The sequence below is a fragment of the Mesorhizobium sp. CA8 genome (assembly GCF_020164955.1).
Classification (GTDB): domain Bacteria; phylum Pseudomonadota; class Alphaproteobacteria; order Rhizobiales; family Rhizobiaceae; genus Mesorhizobium.
Genome location: NZ_JAIUHG010000014.1, coordinates 151593 through 169292 on the forward strand (window position 1 = coordinate 151593; position 17700 = coordinate 169292).

13 protein-coding genes are annotated in these 17700 nt (G+C 65.5%); 10 read left to right on the forward strand and 3 right to left on the reverse strand.

The features are described 5' to 3' along the window. The first annotated feature begins 9 nt into the window (after positions 1-9). From LB553_RS17230 to LB553_RS17250, 5 genes are read left to right on the forward strand one after another with little or no spacing between them, the layout of a single operon-like run. A complete protein-coding gene (locus LB553_RS17230) occupies positions 10-2757 on the forward strand; it encodes a molybdopterin-dependent oxidoreductase (protein ID WP_412033351.1) in 2748 nt (915 codons plus the stop codon). After that, positions 2754-4295: a 6-hydroxynicotinate reductase gene (locus LB553_RS17235; RefSeq protein WP_224515096.1), complete on the forward strand. Its 1542-nt coding sequence runs from the start codon at positions 2754-2756 to the stop codon at positions 4293-4295. Before LB553_RS17230 ends, LB553_RS17235 begins: the two co-directional genes overlap by 4 nt. Continuing rightward, entirely contained in the window at positions 4295-5179 is an 885-nt protein-coding gene (locus LB553_RS17240; protein WP_224515098.1) for a UPF0280 family protein, read from the forward strand. The genes LB553_RS17235 and LB553_RS17240 overlap by 1 nt, the downstream gene beginning before the upstream one ends. Then, positions 5172-5756 carry an amino acid synthesis family protein gene (locus LB553_RS17245; protein WP_224515100.1) on the forward strand — a complete coding sequence of 195 codons (585 nt, stop codon included), beginning with the start codon at positions 5172-5174 and terminating at the stop codon, positions 5754-5756. The genes LB553_RS17240 and LB553_RS17245 overlap by 8 nt, the downstream gene beginning before the upstream one ends. Further along, the gene (locus tag LB553_RS17250) at positions 5753-6214 is read left to right on the forward strand and encodes a MarR family winged helix-turn-helix transcriptional regulator (RefSeq protein WP_224515124.1); all 462 of its coding nucleotides are present in this window, start codon (positions 5753-5755) and stop codon (positions 6212-6214) included. Before LB553_RS17245 ends, LB553_RS17250 begins: the two co-directional genes overlap by 4 nt. A 231-nt stretch (positions 6215-6445) precedes the next feature. On the opposite strand, the gene LB553_RS17255 is transcribed toward LB553_RS17250, so the two are convergent. Beyond that, on the reverse strand, positions 6446-8134 hold the full coding sequence (locus LB553_RS17255) for a hydantoinase B/oxoprolinase family protein (protein WP_224515102.1): 1689 nt from the start codon (positions 8132-8134) through the stop codon (positions 6446-6448). A 1-nt stretch (position 8135) separates the two neighbouring features. Then, positions 8136-10208, reverse strand: coding sequence for a hydantoinase/oxoprolinase family protein (locus LB553_RS17260; RefSeq protein ID WP_224515104.1), 2073 nt, complete (start codon positions 10206-10208; stop codon positions 8136-8138). A gap of 222 nt (positions 10209-10430) precedes the next feature. Between LB553_RS17260 and LB553_RS17265 the strand changes: the two genes are divergently transcribed. From LB553_RS17265 to LB553_RS17285, 5 genes are all read left to right on the forward strand, one after another. Then, positions 10431-11258, forward strand: a complete 828-nt coding sequence (locus LB553_RS17265; RefSeq protein ID WP_224515107.1) for a ferredoxin--NADP reductase — start codon at positions 10431-10433, stop codon at positions 11256-11258. A 349-nt stretch (positions 11259-11607) separates the two neighbouring features. Then, positions 11608-12660, forward strand: a complete 1053-nt coding sequence (deoC, locus tag LB553_RS17270; protein ID WP_224515109.1) for a deoxyribose-phosphate aldolase — start codon at positions 11608-11610, stop codon at positions 12658-12660. Positions 12661-12825: 165 nt separating this feature from the next. Further along, positions 12826-15201: an aldehyde dehydrogenase family protein gene (locus LB553_RS17275; protein WP_224515110.1), complete on the forward strand. Its 2376-nt coding sequence runs from the start codon at positions 12826-12828 to the stop codon at positions 15199-15201. 241 nt (positions 15202-15442) lie between these two features. After that, positions 15443-16174, forward strand: coding sequence for an SDR family oxidoreductase (locus LB553_RS17280; protein WP_224515111.1), 732 nt, complete (start codon positions 15443-15445; stop codon positions 16172-16174). A 196-nt stretch (positions 16175-16370) separates the two neighbouring features. Continuing rightward, positions 16371-17216 carry a fumarylacetoacetate hydrolase family protein gene (locus LB553_RS17285; protein ID WP_224515112.1) on the forward strand — a complete coding sequence of 282 codons (846 nt, stop codon included), beginning with the start codon at positions 16371-16373 and terminating at the stop codon, positions 17214-17216. A 310-nt stretch (positions 17217-17526) separates the two neighbouring features. Here LB553_RS17285 and LB553_RS17290 read toward each other — a convergent pair. After that, positions 17527-17700, reverse strand: a 174-nt coding sequence (locus tag LB553_RS17290) for a transposase (protein WP_224515125.1), incomplete at its 5' end; no start/stop codon positions are given.

Here is a 17700-nt window from a genome sequence, read left to right on the forward strand (position 1 = left end):
CAGTCTGGCATGGAACGCGCCGACATCGCCTTCGAGGTCAACGGCACGACTGTCAGCGTATCCGTGCCGCCGGTCAGGCGGTTGTCGCAGGTGTTGCGCGACGAGTTGCGGCTGACCGGCACCAAGGTCGGTTGCGATGCCGGCGATTGCGGCGCCTGCACGGTACTGGTCGATGGCGATCCGGTCTGCGCCTGCGTGATGCCGGCAGCCTCGGTGTCCGGCGCTTCCGTCACCACTGTCGAAGGCTTGGCCAATGGCCGGCTGTCTGCCCTGCAGGCGTCGTTCCTGGAACATGGCGCCGCGCAATGCGGCATCTGCACGCCCGGCTTGCTGGTCGCGGCCACCGCGCTGCTGGACCGCAACCCTATGCCGAGCGAAGCCGAGACGCAGGATGCGCTTGGCGGCGTGCTCTGCCGCTGCACGGGATACCGAAAGATCGTCGCGGCGGTGATGCAGGCCTCGCAGCACATGCACGACCTCGATCTTCGCCTGCCGGAAGTGGGCCGCGCGGTCGGCGCCTCGCCGATCCGCCTCGACGGCGTGCCGAAGGTCACCGGCGACGAGAAGTTCGGCGGCGACTCTTTTCCGGACGATGCGCTGTCCGTGCTGGTGGTCCGCTCGCCGCATTATCATGCCCGCTTCAGCTTCGGCGATCTCGCCGCCTGGACCAAGGCGCATCCTGGCCTCACCGGCGTCTTCACCGCCGGCGACATTCCGGGAAAGAATTGCTTTGGCGTCATCGGCCCCTTCGCAGACCAGCCGGCGCTGGCCGAGGGTTTTGTCCGCATGCGCGGCGAGGCGGTGGCGCTGGTGGCTGGCGAGCGCGAGGCGATCCTCGATCTCGACCTGACGGATTTTCCGATCACCTGGACCGAGCTGCCGCATGTGCTGCAGCCGCGCGAGGCGAAAGCTGACGGCGCGGCACTGATCCATCCGTACCGGCCAGCCAACTTGCTCACCTCCGGCCATGTCGGGCGCGGCGATCCGGAAGGAGCGTTCGCCAGCGCGGCCGCCACTGTCTCCGGCACCATCGAGACCTCTTTTGTCGAGCACGCCTATATCGAGCCGGAAGCCGGCTACGCCTATATGGACGGCGACACGCTGGTCGTCGTCGCCTGCACCCAGGCACCCTACATGGACCGCGACGACACGGCGAAGGTGCTGGGCCTTCCTGTGGAGAAGGTCCGTATCGTGCCGACCGCCACCGGCGGCGGCTTCGGCTCCAAGCTCGATGTCTCGCTGCAGCCGCTGATCGGCTTAGTGGCGATGAAGACGGGCCGGCCGGCGGCACTTGTCTACACTCGCAACGAATCGATGATGTCGACCACCAAGCGCCATCCCGCTGAGATGAAGGCGACCATCGGCGCCGATGCCGAGGGACGAGTCACCGGCATGGTCTTCGAGGGCGATTTCAACACCGGCGCCTATGCCAGTTGGGGCCCGACCGTCGCCAACCGCGTGCCGGTGCATGCCTCTGGCCCTTACCTCACGCCGAATTACCGGGCGACGGGCTACGCCATCCACACCAATGGCCCGATCGCCGGCGCCTTCCGAGGCTTCGGTGTGCCGCAAGCTACCATCATGCAGGAGACGCTCTATGACGAGCTCGCCGCCAAGCTCGGCATGGATCGTCTCGACTTCCGGCTAAAAAACTGCCTTCGTAACGGGTTCGAAACGGTCACGGGTCAGCGCCTGGAATCCGGTGTCGGTATCGGCGAGTGCCTGGAACAGCTCAAGCCGCACTGGGCGCGTGCGCTGGGGGACGCGGAGACGTTCAATGCCACCCATACCGCAAGCAAGCGCGGCGTCGGCGTCGCCTCCTGCTGGTATGGCTGCGGCAACACTTCCTTGCCAAATCCGTCCACCATCAAGGTCGGCATCTCGGCCGCGGGTGACGTCGTCCTGCACCAAGGCGCCGTCGATATCGGCCAGGGCTCCAACACGGTCATCGCTCAGATCTGTGCCGACGCGCTCGGCCTGCCGCTGGAAAGATTCCGGTTGAAGAGCGCCGATACCGCAATCACGCCCGACGCCGGCAAGACATCCGCCTCGCGCCAGACCTTTGTCACCGGCAAAGCCGCCGAGAAGGCCGGCCGGGCGCTGCGCGAGAAAATCCTGCGTTTTGCCAATGTCTCCGGTCAGGCGACGATCGCGCTCGACGGCGACAGCATCTCCATCCGCGAGGGCGATGCCGCGCGGCGCATCGATCTTGCTGCGCTGAAGGCCGATGCCGACGGCTTCGTCTTCGTAGCGGAAGAAACTTACGACCCGCCGACGCTGCCGCTTGACGCCAAGGGCCAGGGCAAGCCTTACGCGGTCTACGGCTATGGCGCGCAGATCGCCGAGCTCGAGGTCGATCTCAAGCTCGGCACCGTCAAGCTGATCAAGATCACCGCAGCGCACGATGTCGGCAAGGCGATCAATCCGGTGCTGGTCGAAGGCCAGATCGAGGGCGGCATCGCGCAAGGCATCGGCATGGCGCTGATGGAGGAATACATCCCCGGCCGTACCGAGAACCTGCACGACTATCTCATCCCGACCATCGGCGACGTGCCGCCGGTCGAGCATATTCTCGTCGAGGTTCCGGATCCTGAAGGCCCCTTCGGCGCCAAGGGGCTGGGCGAGCATGTGCTGATCCCGACGGCGCCGGCGATCCTCAACGCCATCCGTCATGCCACCGGCGTCCTGGTTACCAAGGTGCCGGCGACGCCGAGCCGCATCCTGGCGGCGATCCGCGAGAAGGAGGCGCGCCGATGAGCGAGCTTGCCGAACGTTTCGAAACCCACGCTCCCGGCGAGAAGCAGGTGGCGGAAAAGATCCGCTGCGATGCCTGTCCGGTCATGTGCTACATCGCCGACGGCCGCGCCGGCGCTTGCGACCGCTACGGCAATGTCGGCGGCCGCATCGTGCGCACGGATCCGCTGACCATCCTCGACCACGCGGCCGAGACCGGCGGCGCGGTCGTGCCGTTCATTGCCGAGGGCGAGGCCTGGAACGGTGAGCTGGTCAACACCGGCCGCCGCTTCGTCACCGCGATCGGCGCCGGCACCACCTATCCGGACTATAAGCCCGCGCCTTTCATCGTCAGCCAGGAAGTCGAAGGCGTCGATCTCGTCACCGTCGTCACCGAAGGCATCTTCTCCTATTGCGGCGTCAAGGTGAAGATCGACACCGACCGCCATATCGGCGACGAGACGGCGACCGTGCGCTCCGAAGGCGAGGCGATCGGCCATGTCACGACCGGCGAATACGGCTCGCAAATGCTGTCGCTTGGCGGCGTCCATCATTTGACCGGCGGTTCCAAGGCGGAAGGCCGCGCCACCTGCGACGCGCTGCTCAACCTCTGCAACCGCAAGCCGGTCGAACTCACCATCGATGGCGGCGCGACGGTCATCGTCGAGGCCGGCAAGGCGCCGGTCATCGACGGCAAGGTCGAGCATCGCATGCGCGTCGGCTGCGGCTCGGCCACCATCGGCATGTTCGCCACGCAATGGCGCGGCCTCGTCGACGAGGTGGTGGTGGTCGACGACCACATCACCGGCGTCGTTTCCGAGCATCAGGCCGGCAAGGTGCTGGGCTGGGAAGATACCGGGATAAAGATCATCGGCCGCCGTTCGACCCCCGGCCGCTATTTCAAGGTGTCCGAGCCCGGCCTCGGCTGGGGCGGCACCACGATTTCCGATCCGCTGTCGATCCTCGGCGACTGGAACGCCAAGAAGGGCGCGCGTCCCGGCTTGTCGTTGCTGATGGTGTCGACCACCGGCGAGCAGTTCGCCTATTACGAGCTGGACGACCAGCTGAAGCCGGTCCAGAAGCCATTTCCCGAGCGGCTGCAAAAGTCCGTCGGCCTGATCGAGGACAATTGCGAGCCGGCGCTGTGCACGGTTCTGTTCATCGGCGGCGCCGGCGGCTCGCTGCGCGCCGGCGTCACCGAAAACCCGGTCAACCTCACCCGCTCGGTGCAAGGCCTGAAGACCTATGTGACGGTGGGCGGCGCGCCGGTCTATGTCTGGCCGGGCGGCGGCATCACGCTGATGGTCGACGTCACCCGCGTGCCGGAAGGCGCCTTCGGCTATGTGCCGACGCCGGCGCTGGTGGCGCCGATCGAGTTCACCATGCGCCGTGACGACTATGTCCGGCTGGGCGGTTACGAGAACGAGATCCGCAGCATCGAGGACATCCTCGCCAAGGGCGGCGAGTATCTCAATCCGCGCAGCAACACCGGCGCGCCGGCCGGCAATCCCTGGCCGCCGTTGGCGCAGTTGCGGCGTTCGGCGGCGAACGGGGCCGGGTGATGAACGGCCCGCAGGCGCATTGGCTTGCCGACGGGAGGCGGCTCCATCTCAACCATGGGCCGATCGACCTTATCGTCGAGGCTTCTGGCGAGCCGGGTGAACGCCGCGCCGCTTACGAACAGGCAGTCGCGCGCTTTCAGACGATCCTGATCGAGGTGGTTGAAGAGCTTCCCGAATTGCGCCTGCCGGCCTTCTTCCTGGCGCCGCGTGACTTCGCGGGTCCGACCGCGCGCCGCATGGAGGCTGCCGTCATGCCGTTGGCAGAATGCTTCATCACGCCGATGGCCGCCGTTGCCGGTTCGGTAGCCGACGAAATTCTCAGCGCAATGCTCGCCGGCCGCCAGCTCGACCGCGCTTACGTCAACAATGGCGGCGACTGCGCTCTCCATCTTGGCATCGGCCAGACGATGACGGTGGCGATCGCCGGCACCGGGAATGGCATGGCCGACCGCGTCGCTATCCGCAGCGAAGACGGCGTGCGCGGCGTCGCCACCAGCGGCTGGCGCGGCCGGTCGTTTTCACTGGGCATAGCCGATGCCGTCACGGTGCTGGCGCCGACGGGCGCAGAGGCCGACGCGGCGGCGACGCTGATTGCTAACGCCGTCGATCTGCCCGGACATCCCGCCATTGCACGCGCCGCGGCGCGCGATCTGGCGCCAGACAGCGATCTCGGCGAGATGCTGGTGACGCAAAGCGTCGGCCTGCTTGACGCCGCCGAGATTGCGCGCGCGCTGGACAACGGCCTTGCCGTCGCCGAAGATTTTCGCCGGCGCGGCCTGGTCGCCGCATCGGCTTTGTTTCTGGCGGGCGAGGCCCGCATCAGTGGCTCGGTGACGCTCGCTGCGCCCAACGAGCATGCACAGGAGGAATTTGCCGATGCCTGAGTTTCCGATCCGCAAGGTTGCGGTCCTGACCGAGGAGATTTTTCACGACGGTGGCCCCGTGGCGAAAGAACCCCGCCTGCGCGCGGCGGCTCTTGCCGTGGTCAAGAACCCTTTCGCCGGGCGCTATGTCGAGGATTTGCAGGGCGCGATGGAGGACCTGAAACCGCTCGGGCTTCTGCTCTCGGACAGGCTGATCGCGGCGCTCGGCGGCGACGTGAAGAAGATCGACGGCTACGGCAAGGGCGCCATCGTCGGCACGGCAGGGGAGCTGGAGCACGGCGCGCTGTGGCATGTGCCGGGGGGCTACGCCATGCGCGAGCGTCTGGGCGACGCCAAGGCGATCGTGCCCTCGGCCAAGAAGGTCGGCGCCTTCGGGTCAAGGCTCGATGTGCCGCTCGGCCACATCAACGCCGCCTATGTGCGCAGCCATTTCGACGCCATGGAGGTCGGCATCAGCGACGGCCCGCGTCCGGACGAGATCCTGTTCTGCCTCGCCATGACCTGCGGTCCGCGCATCCACAACCGCATGGGTGGCCTGGCGGCAGAGGACATCAAGGCATGGGACGGCCTCAGATGAGCGGCGAGGACAATCTGCTGCGGCTGGTCGAGGCCGAGGACGGTGACGAGAACGACTACCACCTGCAGGACCAGGTCGGCTTCATCCTGCGCAAGGCGCATCAGCGCCATGTCTCGATCTTCGCCTCGCATATCGGCGACCTGACGCCGCCGCAATTCGCCGCTTTGGCCAAGCTTTACGATATCGGCGAAACCTCGCAGAACCAGCTCGGAACGCTGATCGCCATGGACGCCGCAACCGTGAAGGGCGTCATCGACCGGCTGAAGGCGCGCGGGCTGGTCGAAGTCTCCAAGCACGAGGTCGACAAGAGGCGGCTGCTGGTCAATCTGACGTCCGAGGGCCGCGAGGCGATCGAGCGGCTGATCCCGCTCGCCCGCGCCATCACCGAGGAGACGCTGGCGCCGCTGACCGCCAAGGAGACCGCGACGTTCCTGCGGCTGCTGGCGAAGCTGGCGTGAAAGGTTGCTTTCGACGCTGGAGGGACAGCACCCCCCTCTGGCCTGCCGGCCATCTCCCCCGCAAGGGGGGAGATTAGCAGTTCGGACGCTCGCGCTCGTCCTGCAGCGTTGGCGATTGGCGAAAGCGAAGGTGACGGCTGATCTCCCCCCTTGCGGGGGAGATGCCCGGCAGGGCAGAGGGGGGTGGCGGGAACTCGAGCTGGGCATTTAGCCTATGCCAGGCCCGTCCGCCTACAAGTCCACCCCGAACATCTCCCTGGCCTGCTCCGGCGTATAGTAGCCAAGCCTGACATCCTCGGCGACCAGCTTCGGGTCGCGCTCGCGCGGATCGCCGTAACCGCCGCCGCCGGGCGTGCCGACACGCACGCGATCCCCGGCTTTGAGCGCGATGTCCTGTTCTTTGGAAAGATGCGGCGGTACATGCGCTTCGCCGCCCCGGAACACCGTCACGCTGTTCGGCGCGCCGTCCTTGCCGCCGAGCGCGCCCTGCGGCCCGAAACGGCCGTGATCCATGACGAAGGACGCTCGGGCTTCACCGCGCAATATCTCGACCTCATAGGCGAGCCCGAAGCCGCCACGATGTTTTCCCGCGCCGCCGGAGCCTTCGCGCAGCGCGTAATGCCGGTAGAGCACCGGAAAAGCCTGCTCCATGATCTCGACCGGCGGCGATTTCGAAATGCCGATGGTCGAACAGCCATTGCTCAAGCCGTCGTGGCTGGCATTGCCGCCATAACCGCCACCCGAGATCTGGTACATGACATAGTCGCGCCCGCGCGCCGGATCATTGCCGCCGAGCGCGAAATTGCCGCTGGAGCCGGCGGGCGCCGCCGTCACCTTTTCCGGCAGCGCCTGCACCATGGCCGCGAACACCGCTTCGGCGATGCGCTGCGAAACCTCCGCCGCGCAGCCCGACACCGGGCGCGGATATCTGGCGTCTAGGAAGGTGCCTTCCGGCCGCTTGACGTTCAGCGGCTCGAAAGCGCCGGCGCTGATCGGCACTTCTGGAAAAATATGCCGCATGGCCAGATAGACCGATGATAAGGTCGTGGCCAGCACGCTGTTCATCGGTCCGGCGCAGGGTTTCGATGAGCCGGCAAAGTCGAAGGTCAGCGTGTCGCCTTGCTTCTCGACGGCGAGATTGATGGTCAGCGGCTCATTCACCACGCCGTCGGAATCGACAAAGGCCTGCGAGCGGTAGATCCCGTCAGGGATCACGGCGATCGAGGCGCGCATCTGCTCGGCGGCGCGGCGGCGCAGTTCCGCGATCGCCTCGACAACCGTTTCGTCACTGTAACGATCCAAGATCTCATTGAGCCTGTCCTGACCGATCAGCAGCGCGGCGGCCTGCGCGCGGATATCGCCGATGCGTTGGTCAGCGACCCGGATGTTGGAACAGATGATGGCGTAGATTTCCGGATCGAGCGCGCCCTTCTTGAACAGTTTCACCGGCGGCAGGCGCAGGCCTTCCTGTTCGACCGCCGTGGCCGAAGCGGAGAAGCCGCCCGGCACCGAGCCGCCTATATCCGGCCAGTGGCCGGTGTTGGAAAGCCAGCAGAAGATCTTGCCGCCGCGATAGACGGGCATGACGAAGCGCACATCCATCAGATGCGTGCCGCCGAGATAGGGATCGTTGACGATGTAGATGTCGCCGGGCTCCGGCGGCAGGCATCGTCCGTCGGCGATCATCTCAATCACCGTCTTTGTCGAATATTGCATGACGCCGACGAAGACCGGCAGGCCCTGGCTGCCTTGCGCGATCAGCGAGCCGTCGACGGCCGAATAGATGCCGTCCGAGCGGTCATTGGCTTCCGCGATGACCGGCGAGAAGGCCGCGCGTGAGAAGGTCAGGTCCATCTCGTCGCAGACCTGCTGCAGCGCCGCCTGCAGCACCGAAAGGGTGATCGTGTCGAGCTTTGCCATCTTAGGCCTCGCCGATGTCGATAATGATGTTGCCGTCCTCATCCGAGCGCGCCCGGTCGCCTGGTTCGAGCACGGTCGTGGCATCCATCTGCTCGAGGATCGCCGGCCCGACAATTGTTGCGTCGAGCGGCAGCTTTTCGCGCGCATAAACCGGCGTGTCGTGCCAGCGCCCGCTGTACCAGACCGGCCGGATTTCGCGCCGCGCCTCCTCGAGCGTGGCGGCACGTCCTGCGGGGTCGATCAGCCGCGACAGGTCGATCTGCGGCCGCACGCCGGTGACTGAGGTGTTGAGGTTGACGAGGTTGGCGCGGATCTCCGGCAACTCGACCTTGAAGCGGGCGAAATAGGCTTTTTCGAACAGAAGCTGCAGTGTTTCTCGTGAAACCGACGAGGAGGGCAGCGGCACGTTGATGATGTGCGTCTGGCCGACGAACTGCATGTCGGCCGAATGGGTGACGCGGATCACCTCGGGTTTAACCGCTTCCTTGCCGATCAGCGCCTCGCCTTCGTTACGATGCCGTTCCAACACCTCGCGAAGCGCAGCTTCGTCGAGGCCGCCGACCGGCTGGTTGATTGTGTTGACGAAGTCATGCCTGAGATCGGCGACGACACAGCCGAGCGCGTTGGTGATGCCCGGGCGCGCCGGCACCAGCACCCGGGGCAGGCCGAGCTCGCGGGCGAGCGCCGTCGCATGCAGCGGCCCGGCGCCGCCGAAGGCGAACAGCGCGAAATCGCGCGGATCGTGGCCGCGCGAGACCGACACCATGCGGATCGCGCCCGCCATCTTCATATTGCCGAGCCTCAGCACAGCACCCGCCGCTTCGACACCGGAGAGGCCTGTGCGCTTGCCGATCTTCTCCTCGAAAATGCCGGTGACGCGCTCGACGGTAACCGGATTGTCGACCGCCAGCAATTTCTTCGGCGCCAAGCGGCCGAGCACCAGATTGGCGTCGGTGATGGTCGGCTCGATGCCGCCCCGCCCGTAGCAGATCGGGCCTGGGTTGGCGCCCGCGCTTTCCGGGCCGATCTGGATCAGCCCGGCCGCATCGACGCGCGCGATCGAGCCGCCGCCGGCGCCGACGGTGTGCACCGCCACCATCGGCACATGGATCGGCATCGCATATTCGATCTCGATCTCGTTCGACACGGCAGGCTCGGCGTTGCGGATCAGCGCCACGTCGGTCGAGGTGCCGCCCATGTCGTAGGTGACGAGGTTGCCGAAGCCGGCGCGCTTTCCCGTATAGGCAGCGGCAATCACGCCCGAAGCCGGGCCGGACATCACGGTCTTGGCCGATTCCTGCGTGACGAAGCGGGCCGAGATCATGCCGCCATTGCCGTTCATGATCAGGAAGTCGCGGGCGTAGCCCTTCGCCGCCAGCTCCTTGCGCAGCCGTTCGACATAGCGCTCCAGGATCGGCTGAACCGAGGCATTGACCGCCGCCGTCACGCCGCGTTCGAACTCGCGCGCTTCCGAAAGCAGCGCATGGCCGGTGGTGATGTGGCCGTTCGGCCAGAGCTCCGCCGCGATCTCGGCGGCGCGCCGCTCATGCGACGGGTTGGCGTAGGAGTGCAGGAAATGGATGACCAGCGACTCGCAGCCGGCGTCGAGGAGCTTCTTCACCGCATCGCGCATCTCGGCTTCGTCGAGTTGAATGCGCACGGCGCCCGACGCCTCGACCCGCTCCGACACTTCGAGCCGAAGGTCGCGAGGAATGACGGGGACAAAAGTGCCCGTCATGCCATAGGCCTGCGGCCTCGTGCGGCGCCCAAGCTCGATCACGTCGCGAAATCCGCGTGTGGTGATCATGCCGGTCCGCGCCAGCCGCCGTTCCAGCACGGCGTTGGTCGTGGTCGTCGTGCCATGCACGATGAGGTCGATGCCGTCGATCGGAAAGCCGGTGGCGCCAAGCGCTGCGACCACGCCGAAGGCCTGGTTTTCCACCGTGGTCGGGGTCTTGGCGATATGGACCTTTCCACCCGCCTTGCCGTCGATCAAAAGCAGATCGGTGAAAGTCCCGCCGACATCGATGCCAGCCACGACGCTTCCCGCCGACGCCGAAAATTTCTCATTCATTGCCGAAACCCGAAATGCCAGGACTACGGATATGCCTCGGTTTGGAAAGGCGTTTTACGTCGCCATCTTGACCTCAAGATCATTTGTATACTAATAAGTTTCGGACACAAGAGCTTACCGCTTGTCAATGTGCAGCGAGCACGCCGGGACCTGACCGTTCGGGCGCGCAGGAGAAAGTTTGGCGCCCAGTGCGTTCCATCTGGGCCGGAAAGTTGGGTTGGAATGAACACGACATCCGCGTTGAACGTCGCCGGCGCGAGGCCGCTGCAGTTCCCGATCCCGGCCAATGTCTATGCCGAGACCGTGGTGTCGGTGAAGCATTACACCGACCGGCTGTTCTCCTTCCGCATCACCCGGCCGCAGTCGCTGCGCTTCCGCTCCGGCGAGTTCGTCATGATCGGCCTGCCCAATGCCGAGAAGCCGATCTTCCGCGCCTATTCGGTCGCCAGCCCCGCCTGGGATGATGAACTCGAATTCTTCTCGATCAAGGTGCCGGACGGTCCGCTGACCTCCGAGCTGCAGAAGATTGAGGTCGGCGACACCGTCATCATGCGCCAGAAGTCGACCGGCACGCTGGTGCTCGACGCGCTGACGCCCGCCAAGCGCGTGATCATGATCTCGACCGGCACCGGCATCGCGCCCTTCGCCAGCTTGCTGCGCGACCCTGACACCTACGAGAAGTTCGACGAGGTCATCCTCACCCACACCTGCCGCGACAATGCCGAGCTCACCTATGGCCAGGAACTGGCGGCCGGGCTCGAGAGTGACCCGCTGATCGGCGAGCTGACCGGCGGCCGCGTCACGCTCTACAATTCGACGACCCGCGAGGAATCGGCGCGCATGGGCCGCATCACCGCTCTGATCGGCTCGGGCAAGTTCTATTCGGACCTCGGCATCGACAAGCTCAATCCCGAGACGGACCGCATCATGATATGCGGCTCGATGCACATGCTGAAGGACGTCAAGGAACTTGCCGAAAGCCTCGGCTTCCAGGAAGGCTCCTTGAGCCATCCGGCCAGCTTCGTCGTCGAGCGCGCCTTCGTCGGCTGAGGCATATCGCAGTCCGCCAGCTCTGTTGGAGGCGTCTGAGATTAGCGACGACATTCGCGCTTCGTCATTCCAGGGCGGAGCAAGGAGCGGAGCGACGCGCGCAGACCCTAGAATCCAGCCGTTATGCTAAGGCGTTGCGGCGGTTACAGAATTCTCCACCGTTGCACTCTGCGGCAGAGGTCACGGCATGGATACTCGGGTCAAGCCCGAGTATGACGAAGCGGCCTTTTTGCGCTATGACCCTTTGAAAGACTCGTGAAGCATCGCTTCACGGGCTATCTTCGTGCGTGCCACCCAATGACACGCACGAAGGCATAAAGCGCAAAGGCGCTGAATGAAAGGGCAGGAGATGAGCACGATCCGCGAGGCCGGCGCAGGCGCAGGCGCGTCCAAGGTGATGCCGCTGCCGGCGCGCGCCGCCGCCAACACGCCAGTGCCGCTGGAACATGGCATTGCCCGCAACCCCGGCATGAAGCTCGATCTCGGCTTCCTGGAATCGGTGCGCAGCGTCAACCGTTCGGCGCTGGAGCGCCGCGTCGCGACGCTGACCAAGCGCCGCTCGATCAAGGCCGACAACCAGGCCGCCTGGCTCCTGCGCGCCATTGCCTGCATGGATCTCACCACGCTGAACTCCAACGATACCGACGAGCGCGTGCGCCGGCTTTGCGCCAAGGCGATCAACCCGCTGCGCCGCGATATCATCGAGGGCCTCGGCATATCAGGCGAAACCATCCGCCCGGCGGCGGTCTGCGTCTATCATCCTTTCGTGGCCACGGCAGTCGACGCCGTGCGCGGCACCGGCATCCATGTCGCCGCCGTCTCGACCGCCTTCCCGCATGGCCTTGCGCCGCTCTCGACGCGCCTGCAGGAGATCGAGGCTTCGGTGAAGGACGGCGCCGACGAGATCGACGTCGTCATTCCGCGCGGCCTGGTCTATGGCGCCAAATGGCGCGAGCTGTTCAACGAGATCGTCGCGATGCGCGCGGCCTGCGGCGATGCGCATCTCAAGGTCATCCTCGGCACCGGCGATCTCGCCACTTTGCGCAACGTCATGCTCGCCTCGATGGTGGCGATGATGGCGGGCGCCGATTTCATAAAAACCTCGACCGGCAAGGAAAGCGTCAACGCCACACTTCCCGTCGGCCTTGCCATGGTGCGCGCCATCCGCGCCTATTTCGAGGAGACCGGCTATCTCATCGGCTTCAAGCCGGCCGGCGGCATTTCCACCGCCAAGGTTTCCCTCGATTGGCTGGTGCTGATGAAGGAAGAGCTCGGCCGTCCCTGGCTCGAGCCGGACCTGTTCCGCTTCGGCGCGTCCAGCCTGCTCACCGACATCGAACGCCAGCTCGAACATCATTTGACCGGCCACTATTCGGCCAACCACCGCCACGCGATGGCGTGAGCTTCCACCCTCCCCCTTGTGGGGAGGGTCGCCGCGCAGCGGCGGGGTGGGGTCGTAAAAACCAGATCAGCCAGTCCAATGAACGAAACCATCAGCCATTTACCCCCACCCCGATCGGCTCTGCCGATCGACCCTCCCCACAAGGGAGGGTAAAAGAGGCATCCCATGAACATCCTCGAACGCTATCATGCCATGGAATACGGCCCGGCGCCGGAAGCTCGTAACGAGGCCGACGCCTGGCTCGCCGCACGCGATTTCTCCAAGGCCCTTTTCATCGACGGCGCCTGGAAAGCGGCGGCCAGAGGCACGACTTTCGAGACCAGCGAACCCTCCTCCGGCAAGCTGCTTGCCAAGGTCTCGGATGCGGCCGCCGCCGATATCGACGTAGCGGTTGCCGCGGCCGCCAAGGCGCTGCCGAAATGGTCGGCGTCTTCCGGCTACGCCAGAGCAAAAGTGCTCTATGCCATCGGCCGCGCCATGCAGCGCCACCAGCGCCTGTTCGCGGTGCTGGAATCGATCGACAACGGCAAGCCGATCCGCGAGAGCCGTGACATCGACGTGCCGCTGGCGATCCGCCACTTCATCCATCATGCCGGCTGGGCACAGGCGCTGGACAAGGATTTTCCCGACCACAAGCCGGTCGGCGTCGTCGGCCAGGTCATCCCGTGGAATTTTCCGCTGCTGATGCTGGCCTGGAAGATCGCGCCGGCTTTGGCCGCCGGCTGCACGGTGGTGCTGAAGCCGGCCGAATTCACGCCGCTCACCGCCATATTGTTCGCCGAGATCTGCGAGCGGGCCGGCGTGCCGAAAGGCGTCGTCAATATCGTCCAGGGCGGACCGGAGGCGGGTGCGGCCATCGTCAATCATCCCGGGGTCCAGAAGATCGCCTTCACCGGGTCGTCGGAAGTCGGCAAGATCATCCGCAAGGCCACCGCCGGGTCGGGCAAGAAGCTTTCACTGGAGCTCGGCGGCAAGTCGGCCTTCGTCGTCTTCGAGGATGCCGACCTCGACAGCGCCGTCGAGGGTCTGGTCGACGGCATCTGGTTCAACCAGGGCCAGGTCTGCTGCGCCGGCTCGCGTCTCCTGGTGCAGGAAGGCGTTGCGGAAGCCTTGATCGCCAAGATCAAGGTCAGGATGAGCCGGCTGCGCGTCGGCAGCCCGCTCGACAAGAATACCGATATCGGCCCGCTTGTCGACCGCACCCAGCTCGACCGCGTCAAGGGTCTCATTGCCGAGGGCGCGAAACAGGGCGCCGTCTGCTGGCAGCCGGACGCCGCTTTGCCGTCCTCCGGCTATTATCACCTGCCGACGCTGGCGACGGGTGTTTCGCCGGCTAATATCCTGGCGCAGGAAGAGGTGTTCGGGCCGGTGCTGGCGACGATGAGCTTCCGCAACACCGAAGAAGCGATCGAGCTTGCCAACAACACGCGCTACGGCCTGGCTGCTTCGGTGTGGAGCGAGAACATCAATCTGGCCCTGCATGTCGCGCCGCAATTGAAGGCGGGCGTGGTGTGGGTCAACGGCACCAACATGTTCGACGCCGCCTGCGGCTTTGGCGGCTATCGCGAAAGCGGTTTTGGCCGCGAGGGCGGCCGCGAGGGCATGTTCGAGTATCTGGCGGTGAAGCTGCCGATTGGCCCGGCCATCAAGCCGGCCGCCGCCGGCTCGGCCCAGCCGGTCGAACAGGCCGACGGCACGGCGATCGACCGCACGGCAAAGCTGTTCATCGGCGGCAAGCAGGTGCGCCCGGATGGCAACTATTCGCTCGCCGTCGCGACCGCCAAGGGCAAGCTTGCCGGCGAAGTCGGCCTCGGCAACCGCAAGGACATCCGCGATGCCGTCGCTGCCGCCCGTGGGTGCAAGGCTTGGCCGGAAGCGACCGCCTATAACCGCAGCCAGGTGCTTTATTATTTCGCCGAGAATCTGTCGGGCCGCGCCGATGAATTCGCTGCGCGCCTTGTCCAGTTGACCGGCGTGGCGGCGAAGGCCGCGCGCGAAGAGGTTGAGCAGTCGATCGAGCGCTTGTTCCTCTATGCCGGCCTCACCGACAAGTTCGAGGGCCGCGTCCACCAGCCGCCGGCCCGCGTCGTCACGCTCGCCCTGCACGAGCCGGTTGGCGTCGTCGGCATTGTCGCGCCGGACAACCAGCCGCTGCTCAACTTCATTTCGCTGGTCGCGCCGGCGCTTGCCATGGGCAACACCGTCGTCGCCGTCCCTTCGGAGCGTCATCCGCTGCTTGCGACCGACCTCTATCAGGTGATCGAATATTCCGACTTGCCCCCCGGCGCCATCAACATCGTCACCGGCCGCAGCGCCGAGCTCGCCGGCGTGCTGGCCAAGCATGACGATGTCGACGGGCTCTGGGTGTTCGCCGATGCCGACATCTGCGCCAAGGCAGAGGCCGACTCCATCGGCAACTTGAAGCGGGTCTGGACCGGCAACGGCCGCACGCTCGACTGGACCTCGAGCGAGGCCGCCGGCGAACCGTTCCTGCGCCGCGCCATCGAGGTCAAAAACGTCTGGGTGCCTTACGGCGACTGATGCCCTTCGCGCGAGGCGCGCCCGCACCCTCGCGGCAATGATATCCGCGTGCCGGAGCCGTTTGGCTGCTGTCGCGAAGGTGGGCGTTCGGGCTTGACGCTTGTGCGGGTGTTCTTTAACCAGAAAAAACATCTTTATCTATGGGCAAGAACTTAGGCCGTACGGTGCTGACGGTCTGGCGCATGACGCCCGGACTGGCCATCGATAGACGCGGACGCACCAGGCAGGTGAGGAGAAAAACATGGCGGATCTGGCAGGTAAAGTGGTCGTCGTCACCGCGGCGGCGCAAGGCATCGGCCGGGCGAGCGCGCTGGCCTTCGCCAAGGCGCGCGCGACCGTTCACGCCACCGATATCAACGAGCCGCTGCTGGCCGAGTTGGGCAAGACATCAGGCATCAAGACCCGGAAGCTCGATGTGCTGAACGACGCGGCCGTCGCTTCTGCCTTCGCCGAGATCGGCCGCGTCGACGTGCTGTTCAACTGCGCCGGCTTCGTCCATGGGGGCTCCATCCTCGAGATGAAGGACGAGGATCTCGACTTCGCGCTCAACCTCAACGTCCGTTCGATGATCCGCACCATCCGCGCCGTGCTGCCCGGCATGCTGGAGCGCGGCGACGGCTCGATCATCAACATGGCCTCCCTGGCAAGCTCGCAGAAGGGTGTGCCGAACCGCTTCGTCTACGGGCTGACCAAAGCAGCCGTGGTCGGCCTGACCAAAGCGGTCGCCGCCGATTATGTCGCCAAGGGCATTCGCTGCAACGCCATCTGCCCGGGCACGGTCGAAAGCCCGTCGCTGCAGGACCGCATGCATGCGCAGGGCGACTATGAGGCAGCGCGCGCCGCCTTCATCGCCCGCCAGCCCATGGGCCGGCTTGGCACGCCGGAGGAGATCGCCGATCTCGCGGTCTACCTTGCTGGTGCCACCTACACGTCGGGGCAGGCCTACAACATCGACGGCGGCTGGTCGATCTGAGGGATCGGAAAGGGCTTGGCAGGAGATCGGGGTCCTGCATCGATCAGTCTGAAAATCCCTTTCGCCGGATCGCCCGATGCGGCGTTCGCGCTTGCCGGGGATCAGATCGATGGCTACGGTCCGCCCGGCTTTCGCAACGTCCCCAATCGAAACGAATTTTGCAAATGGCTTCAGGCCGCACCTTAGGAGAAGAATGATGAAGTTGTTGCGCTATGGCGAAGCTGGTAGCGAGAAGCCCGGCCTGCTCGATGCGGATGGGACGATCCGCGACCTTTCGGCTCATGTCGCCGATATCGCCGGCACGACGCTTCATCCGGCCTCGCTGGAGATGCTCTCAAAACTCGATCCGAAGTCGCTGCCGCTGGTCGCCGGCAAGCCGCGCCTGGGCGCTTGCGTCGCCGGCACCGGCAAGTTCATTTGCATCGGCCTGAACTATTCCGACCACGCCGCCGAGACCGGCGCCACCGTGCCGCCGGAGCCGATCATCTTCATGAAGGCAAGCTCGGCGATCGTCGGGCCCGATGACGACGTGCTGATCCCGCGCGGCTCGGTCAAGACCGACTGGGAAGTCGAGCTCGGCGTGATCATCGGCAAGACGGCCAAATATGTCTCGGAGGACGACGCGCTGGATTATGTCGCCGGCTATTGCGTCGCGCATGACGTTTCCGAGCGCGCCTTCCAGGCCGAGCGGCAGGGCCAGTGGACCAAGGGCAAGTCCTGCGACACCTTCGGCCCGACCGGCCCGTGGCTGGTCACCAAGGACGAGGTCGCCGACCCGCAGAACCTGAAGATGTGGCTGACCGTCAACGGCAAGACCATGCAGAACGGCTCGACCAGGACCATGGTCTATGGCGTGAAGTACCTGGTGTCTTATCTCAGCCAGTTCATGTCGCTGCATCCCGGCGACATCATCTCCACCGGCACCCCGCCCGGCGTCGGCCTCGGCATGAAACCGCCGGTGTTCCTGAAGCCCGGCGACGTCGTGGAGCTCGGCATCGAAGGGCTCGGCCAGCAGAAGCAGACGTTCAAGGCGGACGAGTAAGCGCAGATTTCCCCTTCTCCCCCTGTGGGAGAAGGTGGCCGCGAAGCGGCCGGATGAGGGGTGTTGCAAGGATCTCCGCGCTGCAGAATTAAGCGCCCGAGGGCCTTCAATTTTGAGGTCTTACTCCGCTGGAGCACCCCTCATCCGTCTCGGCGCTGCGCGCCGATCCACCTTCTCCCACAAGGGGCCTGTTGCGCAGTTAGCGAGGACAGGCTCGCGGAGCGATTTGGTCGCGAGGTCTCGCTCCGTTTTGGCTTTTGGGGTGGAATTGAGGGTGGCGGTGTGGCCTCAGGCCGGATTGCAGGCGCACCTATCCTGTGATGGCGGCCCATCGGCGCATGTTGAAGGCGATCGCAGCCATCGTCACTTGAGCTGCGGCCTTGGCTAATCCGACATAGCGGATCGTCGTCAGCTTCATGCGGTTCTTGAGCGTGGCGAAGGTGGTCTCCACCGCCGCCCGCCGTCTCGCGATCAGGCGGTTGTA